The sequence below is a fragment of the Methylobacter sp. Wu1 genome (genome assembly GCF_036553575.1).
Taxonomy (GTDB): Bacteria; Pseudomonadota; Gammaproteobacteria; order Methylococcales; family Methylomonadaceae; genus Methylobacter.
The window spans coordinates 65,989-83,724 of sequence record NZ_JAZHOC010000036.1 but is presented as its reverse complement, the minus strand read 5'-3'; the positions used below and the strand labels follow the sequence as shown (position 1 = coordinate 83,724).

Genomic DNA, 17,736 nt, shown 5'->3' with positions numbered 1-17,736 from the left:
TCGCATACCATTTTCAAAGTTTGCCGACTCATTGTCGCTCTGAAAAGATACGCAATGCGTACCCTACTTTATGATTAACCAATCACTTGCTTAAGCTGGCGCTTTCCTGTTTGACCAGTTGGTCCATGACCTCGATCATCTTCTTATGAGAACCGGCTAACGGGCCATTGGTTTTATATTTGCCGTTGATGACAATGGCCGGTACGCCGGTAATGCCGTAACGGGACGCGATCGCGCCGGCCTGGCGCATTTTCGTATCAACTAGGAAGGAATTGTAGGCCGTGCGGAATTGCTCTTCGCTGACGCCGTGCTCGGCAAAGAACTTGGCTAACTGGTCTTCGTCTTCAAGTTTCTGTTTTTTGACCTGGATGGCTTCAAAAAAGTCGTTATGCACTTTGTCGACTACGCCCAGCGCCTCGGCCGTGAAATAGGCCTTGGCGTGTTTGCCCCACAGGCTGCTGAAAACGGCCGGCTGGCGGATGAATTCGACGTTGGCGGGTTGGCTTTTTACCCATTTTGCCAGCAGCGGTTCAAAGTCATAGCAATGCGGGCAGCCGTACCAGAAGAATTCGATGACTTCGACTTTGGCCGGATTGTTGGTCGGCTGTGCCGGCGACAGGGTTTCGTAGCCGACCGATTCGGCGGCTTTTAGCAGCGTGGAGCATGAAAACAGCAGGATCAACAGGCCGGTTGGAATGATTTTTTTTAGCATGATTTATAGTTCTCCATAAGAATGTAGTCCGGACAAAAACATATTGACGCCAAGGAACGCGAAAAGCGTGACGAAAAAGCCAATGATAGCCCACCAGGCCATCGGTTTGCCATTCCAGCCTTTGGTCAGGCGCATGTGCAGCCAGGCCGCATAATTAAGCCAGACGATCAAGGCCCAGGTTTCCTTCGGGTCCCATGACCAATAGCCGCCCCATGCTTCCGCCGCCCATAAGGCACCGAGTATAGTGGCCAGCGTGAAAAAAGCAAAGCCGAGCGCGATGGCTTTGTACATGACGTCTTCCAGTAAAGGCAGCGCCGGCAGGCGCGCGGCTATCAGGCCGTCAGGATTTTTGGCTTCGGCCCCGGATTTCAGGATGAATACGACGCCGATCATGGCGGCCAACGAAAACGAACCGTAGCCGATAAAGTTGGCGGGCACGTGGATTTTCATCCAGTAACTGTTCAGCGCGGGCACCAGCGGCTGGATTTCATGGGCCTGCTTGTCGAACGTGTACCACAGCAGAAAGCCTACCGCCGCGCTGATGATGAGCAGCACGAAGCCGCCCAGCGAGCGCGTCCGGTAGCGCTGTTCGTAATACAGATAAAGCAGCGCCGTGATGAGCGAGAACAGAATGAATACTTCATACAGGTTGCTGACCGGGATATGGCCGATATCGACGCCCATTAAATACGATTCCCGCCAGCGCACCATCAGGCCGGTCATGCCCATCGTCGTGGCCGACCAGGTCAGGCTGGCGGCTACTTTGCCGGTGAATTCGTTGCCGGAAAACAAGTGGCCGAAGTAAGTCACGGTCGCCATCACGTACAGCGCGTTCATCCACATGATGGCCGATTGGCTGGACAGCAGGTATTTGAGAAAAAAATTGGCATCGGCAGCCGACAGGTCCGCGCCGTAGCGTGAAATGGCGAACAGGCTGAGGCCGGCGATCGCCAGGGTGAAAGTTCTCAGCGGAGGCCAGAACCAGCCCAGCCAGACCGTCAGCAGTCCAGTGCCGAACAGAATGGCGATTTCAAAGCCGTCCATCAAATGCCGGTACTGGCTGAAGGCGAATACGGCGCCGGCCATGATCAGCAGTGCCCAGGTCCAGTCAAAGAGCGAGCGCTGCTTTAAAAAGCCGTCTGCCCTGAATTCTTGATCTAAAAGATTTTCCATAGCGGTTGCAGGTGTTGGTTACAGATGAGATCCGGCTGGATCAGATTAGCTTTTGGGTCAGGTCTTGCCTGATAAGTTCAAATTCCCTGTCGAAGTCATAACGGTTGCGCAGGGCGCTGCCGGCCAGGGTCAATGACGATTTTTCGCCGTAGGGCCTGATGATCACCCAGAGCCGGCGTTGCGGCAGATAGAACATGAAGAACACGCCGACGGCGAGCAGCAGGCAGCCCGGAAACACCAGCCACTGGCCCGGCGAACGCGTAATTTGCAGGCCGGTCGCTTCGATGTGCTTGAAGCTGTTCAGGGTTATCAATACCGGCGAGTCATACTGATAGGCGACGCCGAGGGCATTGACGGCATTCTCAAAGAAATGCATGTCGAAATCGCTGACCGGCTGGGTAATGTCCATGCCTTCCTGTTCCAGCACCGACAAATAGATGTTTCTCAGGAATTGATGCAATACCGTGGCATACAGCTCGGCGACCTGTTGGCGCTGGGCTTCCGGCACCGATTTTTCAATCTGCGCCGAGATGCGCTCGTTGCCGCCCTCGATGAACTGCCGGCTGATGGCGATCATGAACTCGGCGACTTTCTGCTGTTCGGCGGCCGGCAGACTTTTGCTGTTCTCGGTGGCTTGCGCCGAAGCCAGGGCGACTTTGTTGAGCCGGTCCGGATTGTTCAAAGCCGCCAGAAAATTCAAAAAGCGGTCCGGGCGCTTTTCCGCATCGGCCGGAATGAACCAGTATTGAAACGGCTCGGCCGGCGAGCGGCGCATGCCGCTGAGGTAAAAGTGAGCGCCGTCCTGTTCGATGGGCTGCATATAGTTCAGGTATTCATGCGCCGTGCCGTCGGCTTTGCGCAGCTTGAACTGGAAGCTGGGCCCGATATTGCGGAATTTCCTGGCGCCGGTCGGGTCCGGATTGACATTGAATGGACGGAAGTCGACGATTTCCAGAGACTGCTCACCGGCAGCCGTCCTGATTGGATAACTTCCCTTGACAGTCGCCTCGATGTCCTGAGCTTTGCTGTCCGCGCCAGTCAGCGGGTTCAGGGCCAGTTTCAGTTGGGAACCGCCGTCGCCGAAACTGTTCTGGTAGATCGTGTAGCCCTTATAGCTGAAAGGATGATTGACCGAAATGGTCCGCCTGACCGGCTCGCCTAAGTCCTTGTCGATGATCGCCAGGTCGCTCTCGAATGACTTGGGCTGGCCGCTTTCGTAATGCTCGATGCGAAAATCGTCGACATGGATCGTAAACGGCAGTTTTTGTACCAGATAGCCGTCTTTGAAATCGATGAAGGCGATATTGGCGGCCTTGCCTTCGGCAATGTCGATGTTGGCGCGGAAGGACAGGTTGTCGGCCGGCAGCGTGCTTTGTTCGGGCACTTCGCTGGCCGGAATCCGGCGCGTCTCAACGGCTATATCGCCGCGCAGCTGCGCGATTTTCAACGGCACGTTGCCGTCCAGGAGCCCGCCGATGCAGATGACGATGATGGCGACATGCGTGAAGATATAGCCCAGACGGCTGCCGGCGCCTTTTTTGGCTGCGATCAGCAGCCCGTCCTTGGTATTGAGCTGTTTGGTTTTGTAATGCTTGTGCCTGAGCAGGGCGCCAACATAATCGATACTGTACTGGAGCGGCTGGCCGCTTTGCCATTGGGCATGATGGGGCAATCGCTGCAGCGCGGCCTGGTGCGCATGTTCATGAAAATTGCGCATGTCTTTGAGCATGTGCGGCGTGTTGCGGTACACGCAGACGCTGGTCGAAATGACCAGGAAGGTCAGAATCGTCAAAAACCAGCTGGAGGAGTAAACATCATACAGATCCAGCGCCTTGAAAATTTCAAACCAGAAGGGGCCGAATTTCAGCACGTAATCGACATAAGGCTGATTTTGCTTCAGGACCGTACCGATGATGGCAGCAATGGCGACGGCGACCAACAGCGTGATGGCCAGGTTCATGGAACCTAAAAAACGGAAAAGAGTACGGGACAGGGACTGCGACGCGCTAACGGAAGACATGGATTTATAGGTTGACTATCACATCCCAATTTAAAGGGATGTTTGGTAAATACTGGAAGTTCGGTAGGCCGGGTTGGTAAACCCGGCATTTCGAAGCCGTCTGTGCTGGGTTTCCGCTAAAGCTTCAACCCAGCCTACATCGGCACCGGTTTCATCCGCAAACCGGGAAGCTGTTTTTAGCCAAAACCTTAATGGCAGTGATGCTGTTATTTCATCATGGAAATACGATAAGCGACGGCTTTGATTTCCTCATCGGTCATTTTTTTGGCGATCATGTGCATCATGTTGTCCGGATTGTTGCTGCGGGCGCCGGATTTAGCGTCTTTGAGCGCCTTGATCAGATAATCGGCATGCTGGGACTTCAACGCAGGAAATGCCGCCGGCTTGTTGCCTTCGCCGAAAGGGCCGTGGCAGGCGATACAGGCGGAGACTTTCCGCTTCAGGTCGCCGTTGCGGTAAAGATCGCTGCCTTGGGCGATCAGGGCTTGAACGGGGTCTTCTTGCTTTTCGGTTTCCGCGGCGGGTTTCTCATCTTCATCGTCTTCGTCCGGAACCGGCAATTGGTTTGCTGAAATTTTGCGGGAGGCATAGTAGGCGGCAATGTCGGCAATATCTTCATCGCTCAAGGGCATCGCCATCGGTGACATCACAGGATCCTTGCGCGTACCGTCTTTGAAATCCTTGAGCTGTCTTTCCAGATAGGATTCATGCTGCTGGGCAAGTTTGGGGAATGTTGATACCATGCTGTTGCCGTCCTCGCCATGACAACTGGCGCAGGCGGCCGCTTTTTCTTGGCCTGCTTTAATAGAGCCTTCGGCATGTACGATAGGTGCAGCGCCGCCGGTAAACGCCAGAGCAATTGAAAATGCCAGCAATTTTTTCTTCATCAGGTTCCCCTTCGAAATAAAGTCATCATTTATGGTAGCCTTTATAGTTATTGAACGGCTACTTAACAGCCGAATTCTACTCTAATTAACAAGCTTAAGCGAGGCAGCGATGAATCCAATTTATCATCAGGCAAAATTTATCAACAGTTCGCCGCATATCCGCAGTGCGCCTGCCGATCAGGGCTTGGAAGTGGCCTTCGCAGGACGCTCCAATGCAGGAAAATCCAGTGCGATCAATACGTTGACGCAGCAAAACGCGCTGGCCCGGATCAGTAAAACGCCGGGCAGGACGCAGATGCTCAACTTTTTTGAAATCAACGCCGATCTGCGCTTTGTCGACTTGCCCGGTTACGGTTATGCCAAAGTGCCGGTGGACGTGAAGAAAAAGTGGCATGAGATGATGGAGCACTATTTGACGCATCGCAAGTCATTGTGCGGCATCATCCTGGTCATGGACGTGCGTCATCCCCTGACCGAATTCGATTGGCAAATGGTCGAATGGTGTCAGCATACTCATCTGCCGCTGCATATTTTGTTGACCAAAGCCGACAAACTCGCTTACGGGGCCGCCAAAAATACACTGCTGCAGGTCAGGAAGGAACTCAAGGACGTGAGCTGCCCATTGACAGTGCAGCTATTCTCTTCCTTGAAGAAAACCGGCATCGATGAGGTGCATGAGGCGCTGGACAATCTGTTTAGCCCCGCCGAGCCTGATCAGAGCGAGATTTCAGCGCCTTCCTGAGCCAGCAACAGCTCGAAGCCGAGATCCGGGTATTTTTTCAGCAGATCTTTATAAATAGCATCAAGTTCAGCATCGCTGCGTTCCGGTTCATGATGCGTAAGGAACAGCTTTTTTGCATGGGCATCGGCGGCAAGTTTTATTGCAGAATCATAGGTGCCGTGCCCCCAGCCTCGTTTGGACGCATATTCTTCACGGGTGTAGGATGAGTCAACGATCAGCGCATCCACTTTCTTCATGGCGTGCGTGACCTCCTTGTGTTTGGCGTCGATGGCCGATTGGAGCACGGCATATTCTTCATCGTCCGGGTTATAAATATTGACCAGGGGCTCATAATCGCCGGTAAAAAACAGCGATTGTCCGTCGCAATCAATCCGATAGCCGAAATTCAGCACGGGATGGTTAAGTACAATAGGCGTAATTTTGGCGTTGCCGACGCGGGTCACTTCGCCGGGCTTGATTGTGATGTACTCAATGTGCGCATTAAGCTGGGCTTCACGGATTGGAAAGAAACTGTACTGCAGCTGCACGGAAAGGGCGCGATGTATGCTTTCATGAGTGACCAGATCAAGGCCGCCGTAGATCTTGACCTGGTTATCCTTGATGAAAAGAGGCGTGAAGAACGGCAAGCCCTGTATGTGATCCCAATGGGTATGGGTAATAAAGATGTGCGCAGTGATGGGCATTTCCTTGACCAGCGCTTGGGCCAGTGCATGAATGCCGGTGCCGGCGTCGAGGATGATCAACTCATTGCCGTCGGTTCTGATCTCTATGCAGGTCGTATTGCCGCCATATTTAACGGTGTCAGGTCCCGGTGTCGGAATGGACCCTCTAACACCCCAGAATTTGAATTTCATTACTGTCCTTAGAGCTCAATTAAGCGAGCGGGTTTCTGTTTTTACCAGCTCCATCTCTCCTAATGCATCGATCAGTAAGGGGCATGGCAACCCGAAGCATGCTCCCATGAAGACGGAGAAAAAGCACCATCATAGCATTGTCTCCGTCATCAGACTGTACGTATTTGCTGACTTGATTGACGGCAAAAGGCAACTTCATCAGATTGTTGTGTCATGGAGGCATTATTGAAGATGCGCGCAGAATGGCGGTCTGCTATTCAAACAGGATAACAGAGAAAATAGTTTACGGAATAATGAGAAAAAGAAAGCCCCAAATGCGTACAAGCATGTTGGGGCTTGAGAAGAAAAATCAGCCAATCATAAAAGGGGGGAATTGGACTGATTCGACGCCGTTTTAAGGCGTACGTCAATAAGACGAATGTGAAAATAAAAAGTTCCTCATAAATACATAAATTTTTACTTAACGAGTAGCGTAGAAACGTCATAGCTGGACGGGACATGCTGTTCCGTTCGGAATGTCTGGCGATGATTAACTGCAGTCGCTTAGCGAATATCGTAAAAACGTTAGGGCGGGGCTACAAGCCCAGCCCTGCTATGGGTACAAGTAGATTCAATCTTACAACGGCGCAACCTTAATGCGCCTCGTCCCAGTTATTGCCTATGCCGATGTCGACGGCCAGCGGCACGTTCAGGTCGGCGGCCGAGCACATCAGTTCCCTGATGCTGGCCGTGCAGCGCTCCAGCTGGTCTTCGGCGATTTCAAAGACCAGCTCATCATGAACCTGCATGATCATTTTTGCATCGGGCTTTTTCTGTTGCAGCCATTGATCGGCAGAGATCATCGCGCGCTTGATGATGTCGGCGGCCGTGCCCTGCATCGGCGCGTTGATGGCCGTGCGTTCGGCATACTGGCGGCGCGCCGCGTTGCGCGATTTGATCTCGGGCAGATACAGGCGGCGCCCGAACAAAGTTTCCACATAACCCTGTTCGCGCGCCAGCGCGCGGATATTGTCCATGTAATCCTTGACGCCCGGATAGCGCGCAAAGTACAGGTCGATATAGGACTGCGCCTGGTTACGCGACAAGCCGAGCTGTTGCGCCAGCCCGAACGAGGACATGCCGTAAATGAGCCCGAAATTGATCGCTTTGGCCGAGCGGCGAAGGTCGGGCGTGACCTGATCGGGCGCCACGCCGAATACCTCGGCGGCAGTCGCGCGATGCACGTCCTCGCCGGCGCTGAAGGCTCGCAGCAGGCCGGCATCATTGGACAAGTGCGCCATGATGCGCAGTTCGATCTGCGAGTAATCGGCTGCGACGATTTTATAGCCCGCCGGCGCGATAAACGCCTGGCGGATTTTGCGGCCTTCGTCGCTGCGGATCGGGATGTTCTGCAAATTGGGATCGGTGGACGACAGGCGGCCTGTCGCGGTCACGGCCTGGTGATAGGACGTGTGGATGCGGCCGGTTTTGTCGTCGACCTGCTGCGGCAGCTTGTCGGTATAAGTCGATTTGAGCTTGCAGAGGCTGCGGTGCTCAAGGATCAGTTTGGGCAGTTGGTAAGTCATGGCCAGCTCCTGCAGCACCGATTCGTCGGTGGACGGCTGGCCTGTCGGTGTTTTCTTCAGCACAGGCAGTTTCTGCCGGTCAAAGAGGATTTCCTGGATCTGCCGCGGTGAGCCCAGATTGAACGCCTGCCCGGCCAGGTCGTGCGCCTGCTGCTCCAGTGCGACTATGTGATTGGCCAGTTCCAGGCTATGCTGCGCCAGCATGGCCGTGTCGATCAGCACGCCATTGCGCTCGATGCGCGCCAGCACGCTGATCAGCGGGATTTCGACATGCGAGTACAGATTCATCAAGGCTTTGTGCGGGGCCAGTTTTGCCATGAGCACCTGATGCAGTTTCAGCGTAATGTCGGCGTCCTCGGCCGCATAGAACGCAGCCTGTTCCACCGGCGCTTCCTGAAACGGAATCTGTTTGGCGCCCTTGCCGCATACATCTTCGTAATGAATCGTCTCGATGCCTAAGTATTCTTTGGCCAAGTCGTCCATGTTGTGCTTCGTGGCCGTGCTGTTCAGCACGTACGATTCCAGCATCGTGTCATGGGCGATGCCGCGCAGCGCGATGCCGTGGTTGGCCAGCACATGCATGTCATATTTCAGGTTCTGGCCCAGCTTGGCTTTATGCGGGTCTTCCAGCAGCGGGCGCAGGCGCTCCAGAATCTCGGTTCTGTCCAGTTGGTCGGGGGCTCCGGGGTAATCGTGCGCCAGCGGCACATAAGCCGCGAGACCGGGCGTGACGGCAAAGGAGACGCCGACGATTTCCGCCTTGCTGTAGTACAGGCTGGTCGTCTCGGTATCAAAGGCGAACAGCGGCGCCTGGTCGAGCTGCTTGAACCAATCGTTGAACTGGTCCTCGGTAAGAACGGTTTCATAAACCGATTCCGGAACGGCCGCTTGCTCTTCGGGGACTGCCGCGGTTTCGGCTTGGCTGTCGAGCAGTTTCAGCCACGATGAAAAACCCAGCCCGGTCAGCAGATTTCTGAGTTCAGTGTTGTCCACGGGGCGGCGCTTCAGGTCTTCCAGGCTGTAGGGCAGATCCAGATCGCATTTGATCGTCGTAAGTTGCTTCGATAGCGGCAGTTGATCCAGGCTGGCGCGCAGGTTCTCGCCGATCTTGCCTTTGATCTGGTCGGCACAGGCGATCAGGTTTTCCAGCGATTCATATTCCTCCAGCCATTTGGCCGCCGTTTTGGGGCCGACTTTGGGCACGCCGGGGATGTTGTCGACAGTATCGCCGATCAAAGCCAGATAATCGACGATCTGCTCGGGTTTTACGCCGAACTTGTCGATGACGCCCTGAATGTCAAGCCGCACATTGGACATGGTGTTGTCCAGCGTGATGTGTTCGTTGACCAGCTGCGCCATGTCCTTGTCGCCGGTCGAGATCACCACATGAAATCCTTCTCGCTCGGCTTGCTGTGCGAGGCATCCCATGATGTCGTCGGCCTCCACGCCGTTTTCGATGATCAGCGGCAGGCCCATGGCCCGGATCAACTGATGCAACGGCTCGATCTGTACGCGCAGATCGTCGGGCATGGGCGGCCTGTGCGCTTTGTATTGATCGTAGAGATCATTGCGGAAGGTCTTGCCCGGCGCATCGAAAATGACCGTGATGTAATCGCTTTGATAATCATCGATCAGTTTGCGCAGCATATTGGTAACACCGAGGATGGCATTGGTCGGCTCGCCTTTCGGGCTGGTCAGCGGCGGCAGGGCGTGGTAGGCGCGGAACAGGAACGAGGAACCGTCGACGAGGACCAGGCGTTTTTGTGTGTCTTGGGGCATAGTTGCAGTTACAAGGTCAGGGATACAATGCGTAGGGCGATTTCTGTCGCCCTGAGCGGCTAATTAAGTTTTACGCTTAACATCGACTATGTTAGGCAATTGATTGATTTTAGTCAGCACCTGGCTCAATTGGTCGGTGTTTTCGATTTGAATCGTCAGGTTCAGGTCTGCTGAAAAATCAGGATGTGTATTCAATACCGCATTGGAAATATGAATTTTCGCCTGGGCCAGGACTTGCGATACGTCATTTAACAGATTCTGCGCGCTGAAGGCATGGATGACGATAGGCACGGCATGGCTGGATTTTTGCGAGCCCCAGTTCACGGCAATCAGCTGGGACTGTTTCTCGGGACTCAGGTGCACGATGTTTTCGCAGGTCTTGCGGTGCACGGTGATGCCTTTATTGTGCGAGATATAGCCGATAATGTCGTCGCCGGGAACCGGCTGGCAGCATTGCGCAAAAGACGTCAGCACGTTATCGAGGCCGGCCACGGAAACGGCGGATTTGGCTGGCGCTTTTTGCGGCTTGGCTTTGGCCGGCGGCGCCTCCTCCAGCTCGGGTATTTTAAAGAAAGCCGCCAGCTGACGGACATTGATATCGCTGCGGCCGATCGCCTCGAGCAGTTTATCGGTATCGGGTTGTTTGAAATGTCTGGCCAGTTCCTCCAGATTAACCATTTTCAGCCCCAACTGTTGGCATTTTTTGTCCAGGATGGCTTTGCCGGTCGCGATATTCTGCGTCTGTTGCTGATTTTTAAACCAGCTTTTGACGCGGCCGATGGCGCGCGATGATTTTAAATAGCCCAGGTTCTGGTCTATCCAGTTGTGGTTGGGGCCGCCTTCCTTGGCGGTCAGAATTTCCACCTGCTCGCCCGATTTCAGCGTATAAGTCAGCGGCACGATGCGGCCGTTGACTTTCGCGCCGCGGCAACGATGGCCTATTTCGCTGTGGATCGCATAGGCAAAATCCAGCGGCGTGGAGCCCTTGACCAGATCGATTAATTTGCCGGCCGGCGTCAGCACGTAGACGCGATCGTCGAACAGGTCATTGCGGAGATTTTCAACCAGGGCCTCGTCGCTGTCTTTTTCTTCCAGCAGCTTGCGCAACGAAGAAATGCTTTTTTCAATGGCGGCATTGTGCCTGCCGCCTTCCTTGTAGGACCAGTGCGCGGCAACCCCGAGCTCGGCAAAGTTGTGCATCTCGCGCGTGCGGATCTGGACTTCGATGCGATTGCCATCCTTATCCAGAATGACCGTGTGCAGGGACTGATAGCCGTTCTCCTTGGGATTGGTAATATAATCGTCAAATTCTTTGGGTATCGTTTGCCAGTGGCCATGGACAATACCCAAAACGGTATAGCAATCGGCCAGGTTGTCGACAATGACGCGCACCGCCAGCAGGTCGTACAGTTCTTCTATGTCCAGCTGCTTGCGCTGCATCTTTTTCCAGATGCTGTAAATATGTTTGGGGCGGCCATAGATTTCCGCGGCAATGCTCGTCTCGGCCAGCGTTTTCTGTAGCAGGGCAATAAAGCGGCTGATGCAGGTTTCCCGATGCGCGCGCTTGCCGGCCAGGGAAGTGGCGATGCGACGATAGACCTGAGGCTCCAGATAGCGGAACGCCATGTCTTCGAGCTCCCATTTCAATTGGTGAATGCCGAGCCGGTTGGCAATCGGTGCGTAGATATCCAGCGTTTCCTGGGAAATAAAATGGCGCACTTCGTAGGACTCACGCGGCAGGTTGCGCAGGCGCTGTACGCGGTAAGCCAGTTTTATCAGCACGGCGCGCACGTCGTGGGTCATGGACAGCAGCATGCGGCGCAGGGTTTCGGCCTGATTCGGCTGGCTGGCCATTTCCGGCGTGTAAACGGTCAAGGTATTGAGCCAGTTGACATCCTTGACCAGCGCCGCGACCGTTTCGCCGAACTGCTCGGCAATGTCGGGCTGGGGATTTAAATTCGCCAGGCGAGGGTCACTTAAAATTGCCGCGAGTATGGTTTTCAGGTCGATATTGAACGTCATCAAAATGCCGGCCACATCGATGCCTTTAGGGCGGTAATAATGCGGATCGTCAGGGATTTTGGCGACGATAGCCAGCGCCTGATCGATTTGCTCCTTATCCGGAGCAGACAGGCCGGAAAACAGCGCTTCGTTGGGATGGGTGTGTATTTGCATCTGATGATTGTAAACGATTCGAAGAACTTGGCAATGATGATAGGCCGAGACTATCAATGTCAGTTCGCTGACAGCCATTCAATAAATTGAAAATTTGTGACGGTGTGAATACCGATTAAAATTAAAACATAAACCCATTAAACTATAGCCCATGCCGATAATAGTGCTCATCGATTTTGAGTCCATAGCCAGTCAATAATTCATTGGCTCCAAGTCGGCACATCAATCAGTTTTTAATCATCAAGGACAAAAACCATGAAAATTACTATCTTCGGCAGCGGTTATGTAGGGCTGGTGACCGGAACCTGTCTGGCGGAAGTCGGCAATGACGTCGTCTGCATGGATGTCGATGTCGCCAAAATAGAAAAACTCAAACAAGGCATCATCCCGATTTATGAGCCCGGGCTGGAGGCCATGGTCCGCGAAAACCAGGCCGAGGGGCGGCTGCGGTTTACTTCCGATGTCAAGGAAGCCGTGGAACACGGCCTGTTCCAGTTCATCGCGGTCGGCACGCCGCCCGATGAAGACGGCTCGGCCGACCTGCAGTACGTGCTGGCGGTCGCGCGCAGCATTGCCGAGCATATGGACGGCTACCGGGTCATCGTCGACAAATCGACCGTACCGGTCGGCACGGCCGACAAGGTCAAGGCGACGATGCAGAAAATCCTGGACAATCGTGGCCTGGACCTGGAGTTCGATGTCGTGTCCAATCCCGAATTTCTGAAAGAAGGCGATGCCTTGAGCGACTTCATGAAGCCCGACCGTATCGTCATCGGCACAGACAATCCCCGGACCGCCGAACTGCTTCGGGCCCTGTATGCGCCGTTCAACCGCAGCTACGAGCGCGTCATTACCATGGACATCCGCTCGGCGGAATTGACCAAATATGCGGCCAACGCCATGCTGGCGACCAAAATCAGCTTCATGAACGAACTGGCCAATCTGGCCGAACAGCTGGGCGCCGATATCGAGCATGTCCGGCAGGGGATAGGCTCCGACACGCGCATAGGCTACAGCTTTATTTATCCCGGCTGCGGCTATGGCGGCTCCTGTTTCCCGAAAGACGTCAAGGCGCTGGAGCGGACAGCCAAGGAATGCGGCTATCAGGCAGAGCTGCTCAATGCCGTGGAGAACGTCAACAACCGCCAGAAGCACCGGCTGTTCGATAAGATCAATCAGCACTATCAGGGCGCTTTAAGCGGCAAGACTTTTGCCCTGTGGGGCTTGTCATTCAAGCCCAATACCGACGACATGCGCGATGCTCCTAGCCGGGTCGTCCTGGAAGCCCTGCTGGAGGCCGGCGCCAGCGTTCAGGCGTACGATCCGGAAGCGATGGACGAAGCGCGGCGCATTTATGGCGACAGACCGGGATTGAGCTACTGCGATTCGCCCAAGGAAGTCCTGAAACAGGCCGATGCGCTGGTGATTGTGACGGAATGGAAGCAGTTCCGCAGCCCGGACTTTGATTTTTTAAGCCAGCAGCTGCAGGATAAAGTCATTTTCGACGGACGCAACATGTACGAGCCGCGCCTGGTCCGGCGCAGCGGCTTGCAGTATTACGCCATCGGCCGCTAGAGCGTGGTTGTCCTTGAAGGCTGGTATTTTTGACACTAACGTCTAAACTACCTTGTGAATAGTTAAAATTATTTTTGGTTGGCGATAAGTTAAGACTATTCGAATTTCACATTCAATTTTAAGGATAAAACATGAAAACGTTATTAGTGACTTTATTTGCCACCTTTTGCGCCGCCAATGCCGTTGCCGCTCCCGTCAATATCAATAGCGCTGACGCCAAAACGATATCGGAATCCCTCTCTGGCATTGGCCAGAAAAAAGCCGAGGCTATCGTTAAATACAGGACAGAAGTCGGTCCGTTCAAAACGGCAGAAGAGCTGGCCAATGTTTCCGGTATCGGCGAAAAAACCGTGCAAAAAAACAAAAGCGACATCCTGTTGAGTGATTCCGGAGCGGCAGCTCCAAAGCCTGAGGCGGCAGCACCAAAGAAAGACGCAAAAACAGATAAACAGCAGTAATCCTCTAGGCCGCCGGTATATGCAATAAGATAGCTATCATCTTGGATATGGCTGTACTGGTGGCCACTTCAATAAAATCTTTATGATTTTTAGGACATTAGCTACTGCAAGTGGAGTTAAAGTGCTCTTCATCGTGCAGAATCTAAATCAACAATTTGTTAGCGATAAGAAGAATATTACCAATGAGCCTATTTGAAACTTTGTGGGAAAATCATCCCACTATTACAGACGATGACTATCCTTGCTCATCTGATGGTAAAAAGAACTTCGACAACCAGTGCGCAATCAGAATGGGAGAATGTTTGGAACGCAGTGGTTTAAAAACGCGAAATTTGCCAGTCAGGAGATGCTGGCTTCATAAAGACAAGCCCGGGCATATATTAGCCGCAGAAGAATTGGCAAATGCTGTAGAGAAATATCCGATCTCTGCGAAGATACAGAAACCAATTAAATTCAAGGGAAAAGATGGGTTCTCCAAGATTGCTGGCAAAAAAGGAATAATATTTTTCAAAGACTATTGATGGTCCAAGCAACCAAGGTGATCATATCGATTTATGGAATGGTAATAGACTAACTAGATTTAGTAGCTATTGGGATTTTCTTGTTATGGGAGGCGGTCGCTATCAAAAGGCTGAAGTTTGGTTCTTTTGGATCATAGGATAAATAGCATGGTCAAATCAAAACTCTGGAAGCTAGTGATCAGTGTAATTTGTGGTGTGATCATAAGCCCGGTCGTAGGCACATTAGTTAGCAATATTTATATCCCATATGCTAGAAGCAATTCAGAAATATCTACTGTATTTGAAGCATCGACAATTATAGCCTTTCCAATTTTTGCTGCAGCAACATTCATTCTTTTGCAGCGTTTTTTCAAGGAAGGTACAAATCGTTAACAATCGCATGCACTCGGACAGCAAAAAGCGGAGCTCCTTGATCCTCGTCACTTTTTGTTGCCGGTGATGCGAGGCATTATCAGTTCACACCAGGTAAATTCTGGCAATCTGTAAGCAATACGGTGAAAAGCCTGTATAAAAAACTCAAAAACTTTACCAGAATTGGTTCGGTCTATGAATAAACAGCGAGTCCTGAAGCAAAGCGCGCGGAGCAGATGCAAAGCTAACTGATTGAAAGGGGATTTTAAATTAATGAATTATGATGTCTTCAATGGCGACGCCGATGGCATATGCGCTTTGTTGCAGCTTCGATTGGCCGAGCCAAAATCGTCAGTACTGGTGACGGGAATAAAGCGCGATATAGAGCTATTGGATCGGGTTAATGTGAAGCCGGGCGATGATGTGACCGTGCTGGATATTTCCCTGCAGAAAAATCGCCCTCATGTAGAAAGGATACTCCAGCAAGGCGCCCGCATTTTTTATGTCGACCACCATTTGGCTGGCGATATACCCGAGCATGCCGCGCTTAAAACGCTGATCGATACCGATGCGAACATGTGCACGAGTCTTCTGGTTGACCGTTATCTGCAAGGACAATACCGTAGCTGGGCCGTTGTTGCCGCCTTCGGCGACAATTTGAATCAAAGCGCGGAACAGGCGGCAAGCGTACTAAAGCTATCGGCTTTCGAAATAGGCCAATTGAAGGAACTGGGCGTTTGCATCAACTACAACAGTTATGGCAGCTGCGTGGAAGATCTGCATTATCCTCCGGATCAGCTTTATAAGCGTTTGCTGGCTTATAAATCGCCTTTCGATTTTATCAGCGATCAACGCTCAATCTACAAGGAACTTCAGGCCGGCTATTATGACGATCTGGTTCAAGCAAACCGTATCAAGCCCGAATATGATAATAATCATGTCACGGTGATCGTATTGCCGGATAAAATCTGGGCTCGACGCATTAATGGCGTTTATGGCAATGAGTTGGCCAATCGGGTTCCTGAAAAAGCGCACGCCATCGTGACGCATAATAAGCGGGGCGGTTACCAAGTCAGTGTTCGCGCGCCGCTGATCAATAAAACCGGCGCGGATGAACTGTGCAGCGAATTTCCCAGCGGCGGCGGGCGCAAAGGGGCGGCTGGGATCAATCATTTGCCGGTAGAGCGATTGCCTGATTTTATAAAAAGATTCAGCGAAAAGTATAGCCAGCTTTAGGGATGCGCAGATAGAGCTTTCTGTACAGACAATTAACGCTTTATCCTGACTGTGCCGCGTCAATGAGCCGCAACATTGGCAGAGCGGTTATAACAGTGCAATTCCGCAGTGATGACGTTAAAATGAGCATTAATATAGTCACTAACGCTTATCCGCAGCGAATTTCTACCTTAAGATTAAAGAATGAAAATAATCCCAACAAAAATTCCCGATGTATTTATCCTGGAACCTAAAGTATTCGGCGACCAACGCGGCTTTTTTCTGGAGAGCTACAACCAGCAGAAATTTCAGAATGCAACTGGCATAAAAGCGGCTTTTGTGCAGGATAATCATTCCTGCTCGGGCAAAAATGTCTTAAGAGGGCTGCATTATCAGGTAAAGCATCCGCAGGATAAGCTGGTGCGCGTAGTGCGGGGCAGCGTATTTGACGTGGCCGTCGATTTGAGAAAATCATCATCGACATTCGGCCATTGGGTCGGCGTCGAATTGAGCGAAGAAAATCATCGGCAATTGTGGGTGCCCGCAGGTTTTGCCCATGGCTTTCTGGTGTTGTCCGAGCAGGCGGACTTCCTGTACAAAACCACCGATTACTACGCGCCGGAATATGAACGCTGCATCCGCTGGGATGATCCCGACATCGGCATCGCATGGCCGGAAGACTGTGTGCCCAGTCTTTCTGCCAAGGATCAGCAGGGCGTCTCGTTCCGTGAAGCCGAGGTGTTTGCATGAAAATCCTGCTGACAGGCTGCAGCGGTCAGGTAGGCTGGGAGCTGGCCAGGGCCTTATTGCCTCTTGGCGAGGTCATTGCCGTCAATCGCTCGCAGGCCGATCTTTCCGATCCTGACGGATTGCGCCGCACTGTTCAGAAGCTTAATCCGGATGTTATTGTCAACCCGGCCGCTTATACGGCTGTTGATAAAGCGGAATCAGAACGGGATCTGGCATTCCTGATCAATGCGGAAGCGCCCCGCGTATTAGCCGAAGAAGCGGCGAAAAATGCATCGCTGCTGATTCATTATTCCACCGACTATGTCTTTGACGGCACCAAGCATGCGCCTTATACGGAAGACGATGCCGTTCATCCCGTCAACGTCTATGGCCAGAGCAAGCTGGCCGGCGAACAGGCGATTCAGGCAACCGGAGCGGATCACCTGATCCTGCGTACATCCTGGGTCTATGCGGCCAGGGGGCAGAATTTCCTGAAAACCATTTTGCGCCTGGCGGCGGAACGCGAAGAATTGAATATCGTGGCCGATCAGATCGGCTCGCCCACCTGGGCGCGCCTGATCGCCGAAACCACGGCGCATGTGCTCAGGCAGTCTTTGCTTGAAAGACAGCAAGGCGGCTTCAGCTCAGGCATTTACAATCTGACCTCGGCGGGTGAAACGTCCTGGCATGGCTTTGCTCAGGCGATCGTTGAGATCGCCCGTCAGCAAGGAACGCAGCCATTAAAAAACCGCATCATCAATCCGATACCGACGACGGATTATCCAGTGCCGGCCAAACGCCCGCTCAACTCGCGGCTGTCAACAAGCCGCCTGGAGCAGCGCTTCGGTTTGAAAATGCCGGCCTGGGACGATGCGCTGCGGCTTTGCATGGCTGATGTGGTTTAAAAGCAGAAACTGCAGCTTGAATATTGGTGTCAGTAGTAGGAAGTTCGCAGGAGCTAAGCTGTAGGGTCGAATTCA

Annotated in this window: 15 protein-coding genes; 8 read left to right on the top strand and 7 right to left on the bottom strand. The window is 52.9% G+C overall.

What is annotated here, in order from left to right; translation table 11 throughout:
- Positions 1–82: 82 nt before the first annotated feature.
- The 4 genes from V2P20_RS04770 to V2P20_RS04755 form a co-directional block, all read right to left on the bottom strand.
- Entirely contained in the window at positions 83–712 is a 630-nt protein-coding gene (locus tag V2P20_RS04770; RefSeq protein ID WP_331816636.1) for a thiol:disulfide interchange protein DsbA/DsbL, read from the bottom strand.
- Positions 713–715: 3 nt separating this feature from the next.
- Complete coding sequence (gene ccsB / locus V2P20_RS04765) at positions 716–1,885, bottom strand: c-type cytochrome biogenesis protein CcsB (protein WP_331816634.1); 1,170 nt, start codon at positions 1,883–1,885, stop codon at positions 716–718.
- Positions 1,886–1,925: 40 nt separating this feature from the next.
- Positions 1,926–3,905 carry a cytochrome c biogenesis protein ResB gene (locus V2P20_RS04760; protein ID WP_331816632.1) on the bottom strand — a complete coding sequence of 660 codons (1,980 nt, stop codon included), beginning with the start codon at positions 3,903–3,905 and terminating at the stop codon, positions 1,926–1,928.
- 206 nt (positions 3,906–4,111) lie between these two features.
- Positions 4,112–4,792, bottom strand: a complete 681-nt coding sequence (locus V2P20_RS04755) for a c-type cytochrome (protein WP_331816630.1) — start codon at positions 4,790–4,792, stop codon at positions 4,112–4,114.
- Between the two features lie 109 nt (positions 4,793–4,901).
- Here V2P20_RS04755 and yihA point away from each other — a divergent pair, with 109 nt between their 5' ends.
- On the top strand, positions 4,902–5,534 hold the full coding sequence (gene yihA, locus V2P20_RS04750; RefSeq protein WP_331816628.1) for a ribosome biogenesis GTP-binding protein YihA/YsxC: 633 nt from the start codon (positions 4,902–4,904) through the stop codon (positions 5,532–5,534).
- Here the strand turns inward: yihA and V2P20_RS04745 are convergent.
- The 3 genes from V2P20_RS04745 to V2P20_RS04735 form a co-directional block, all read right to left on the bottom strand.
- Positions 5,507–6,388 (bottom strand): MBL fold metallo-hydrolase, encoded by an 882-nt coding sequence (locus V2P20_RS04745; protein WP_331816626.1) that lies wholly within the window; start codon positions 6,386–6,388, stop codon positions 5,507–5,509. The genes yihA and V2P20_RS04745 overlap by 28 nt on opposite strands.
- A gap of 632 nt (positions 6,389–7,020) precedes the next feature.
- Positions 7,021–9,732, bottom strand: a complete 2,712-nt coding sequence (gene polA, locus V2P20_RS04740) for a DNA polymerase I (RefSeq protein ID WP_331816624.1) — start codon at positions 9,730–9,732, stop codon at positions 7,021–7,023.
- A gap of 63 nt (positions 9,733–9,795) precedes the next feature.
- Positions 9,796–11,907 (bottom strand): bifunctional (p)ppGpp synthetase/guanosine-3',5'-bis(diphosphate) 3'-pyrophosphohydrolase, encoded by a 2,112-nt coding sequence (locus V2P20_RS04735; RefSeq protein WP_331816658.1) that lies wholly within the window; start codon positions 11,905–11,907, stop codon positions 9,796–9,798.
- Positions 11,908–12,162: 255 nt separating this feature from the next.
- Here V2P20_RS04735 and V2P20_RS04730 point away from each other — a divergent pair, with 255 nt between their 5' ends.
- From V2P20_RS04730 to rfbD, 7 genes are all read left to right on the top strand, one after another.
- Positions 12,163–13,482 carry a UDP-glucose/GDP-mannose dehydrogenase family protein gene (locus V2P20_RS04730; protein WP_331816622.1) on the top strand — a complete coding sequence of 440 codons (1,320 nt, stop codon included), beginning with the start codon at positions 12,163–12,165 and terminating at the stop codon, positions 13,480–13,482.
- A gap of 131 nt (positions 13,483–13,613) precedes the next feature.
- Positions 13,614–13,940 (top strand): helix-hairpin-helix domain-containing protein, encoded by a 327-nt coding sequence (locus tag V2P20_RS04725; protein ID WP_331816620.1) that lies wholly within the window; start codon positions 13,614–13,616, stop codon positions 13,938–13,940.
- Positions 13,941–14,122: 182 nt separating this feature from the next.
- The gene (locus V2P20_RS04720; RefSeq protein ID WP_331816618.1) at positions 14,123–14,461 is read left to right on the top strand and encodes a T6SS effector amidase Tae4 family protein; all 339 of its coding nucleotides are present in this window, start codon (positions 14,123–14,125) and stop codon (positions 14,459–14,461) included.
- A 147-nt stretch (positions 14,462–14,608) separates the two neighbouring features.
- Entirely contained in the window at positions 14,609–14,833 is a 225-nt protein-coding gene (locus V2P20_RS04715) for a hypothetical protein (protein ID WP_331816616.1), read from the top strand.
- Positions 14,834–15,085: 252 nt separating this feature from the next.
- On the top strand, positions 15,086–16,048 hold the full coding sequence (locus V2P20_RS04710) for a DHH family phosphoesterase (protein WP_331816614.1): 963 nt from the start codon (positions 15,086–15,088) through the stop codon (positions 16,046–16,048).
- A 183-nt stretch (positions 16,049–16,231) separates the two neighbouring features.
- The gene (gene rfbC / locus V2P20_RS04705; RefSeq protein ID WP_194969584.1) at positions 16,232–16,777 is read left to right on the top strand and encodes a dTDP-4-dehydrorhamnose 3,5-epimerase; all 546 of its coding nucleotides are present in this window, start codon (positions 16,232–16,234) and stop codon (positions 16,775–16,777) included.
- Entirely contained in the window at positions 16,774–17,661 is an 888-nt protein-coding gene (gene rfbD / locus V2P20_RS04700) for a dTDP-4-dehydrorhamnose reductase (RefSeq protein WP_331816611.1), read from the top strand. The genes rfbC and rfbD overlap by 4 nt, the downstream gene beginning before the upstream one ends.
- The last annotated feature ends 75 nt before the right edge of the window (positions 17,662–17,736 follow it).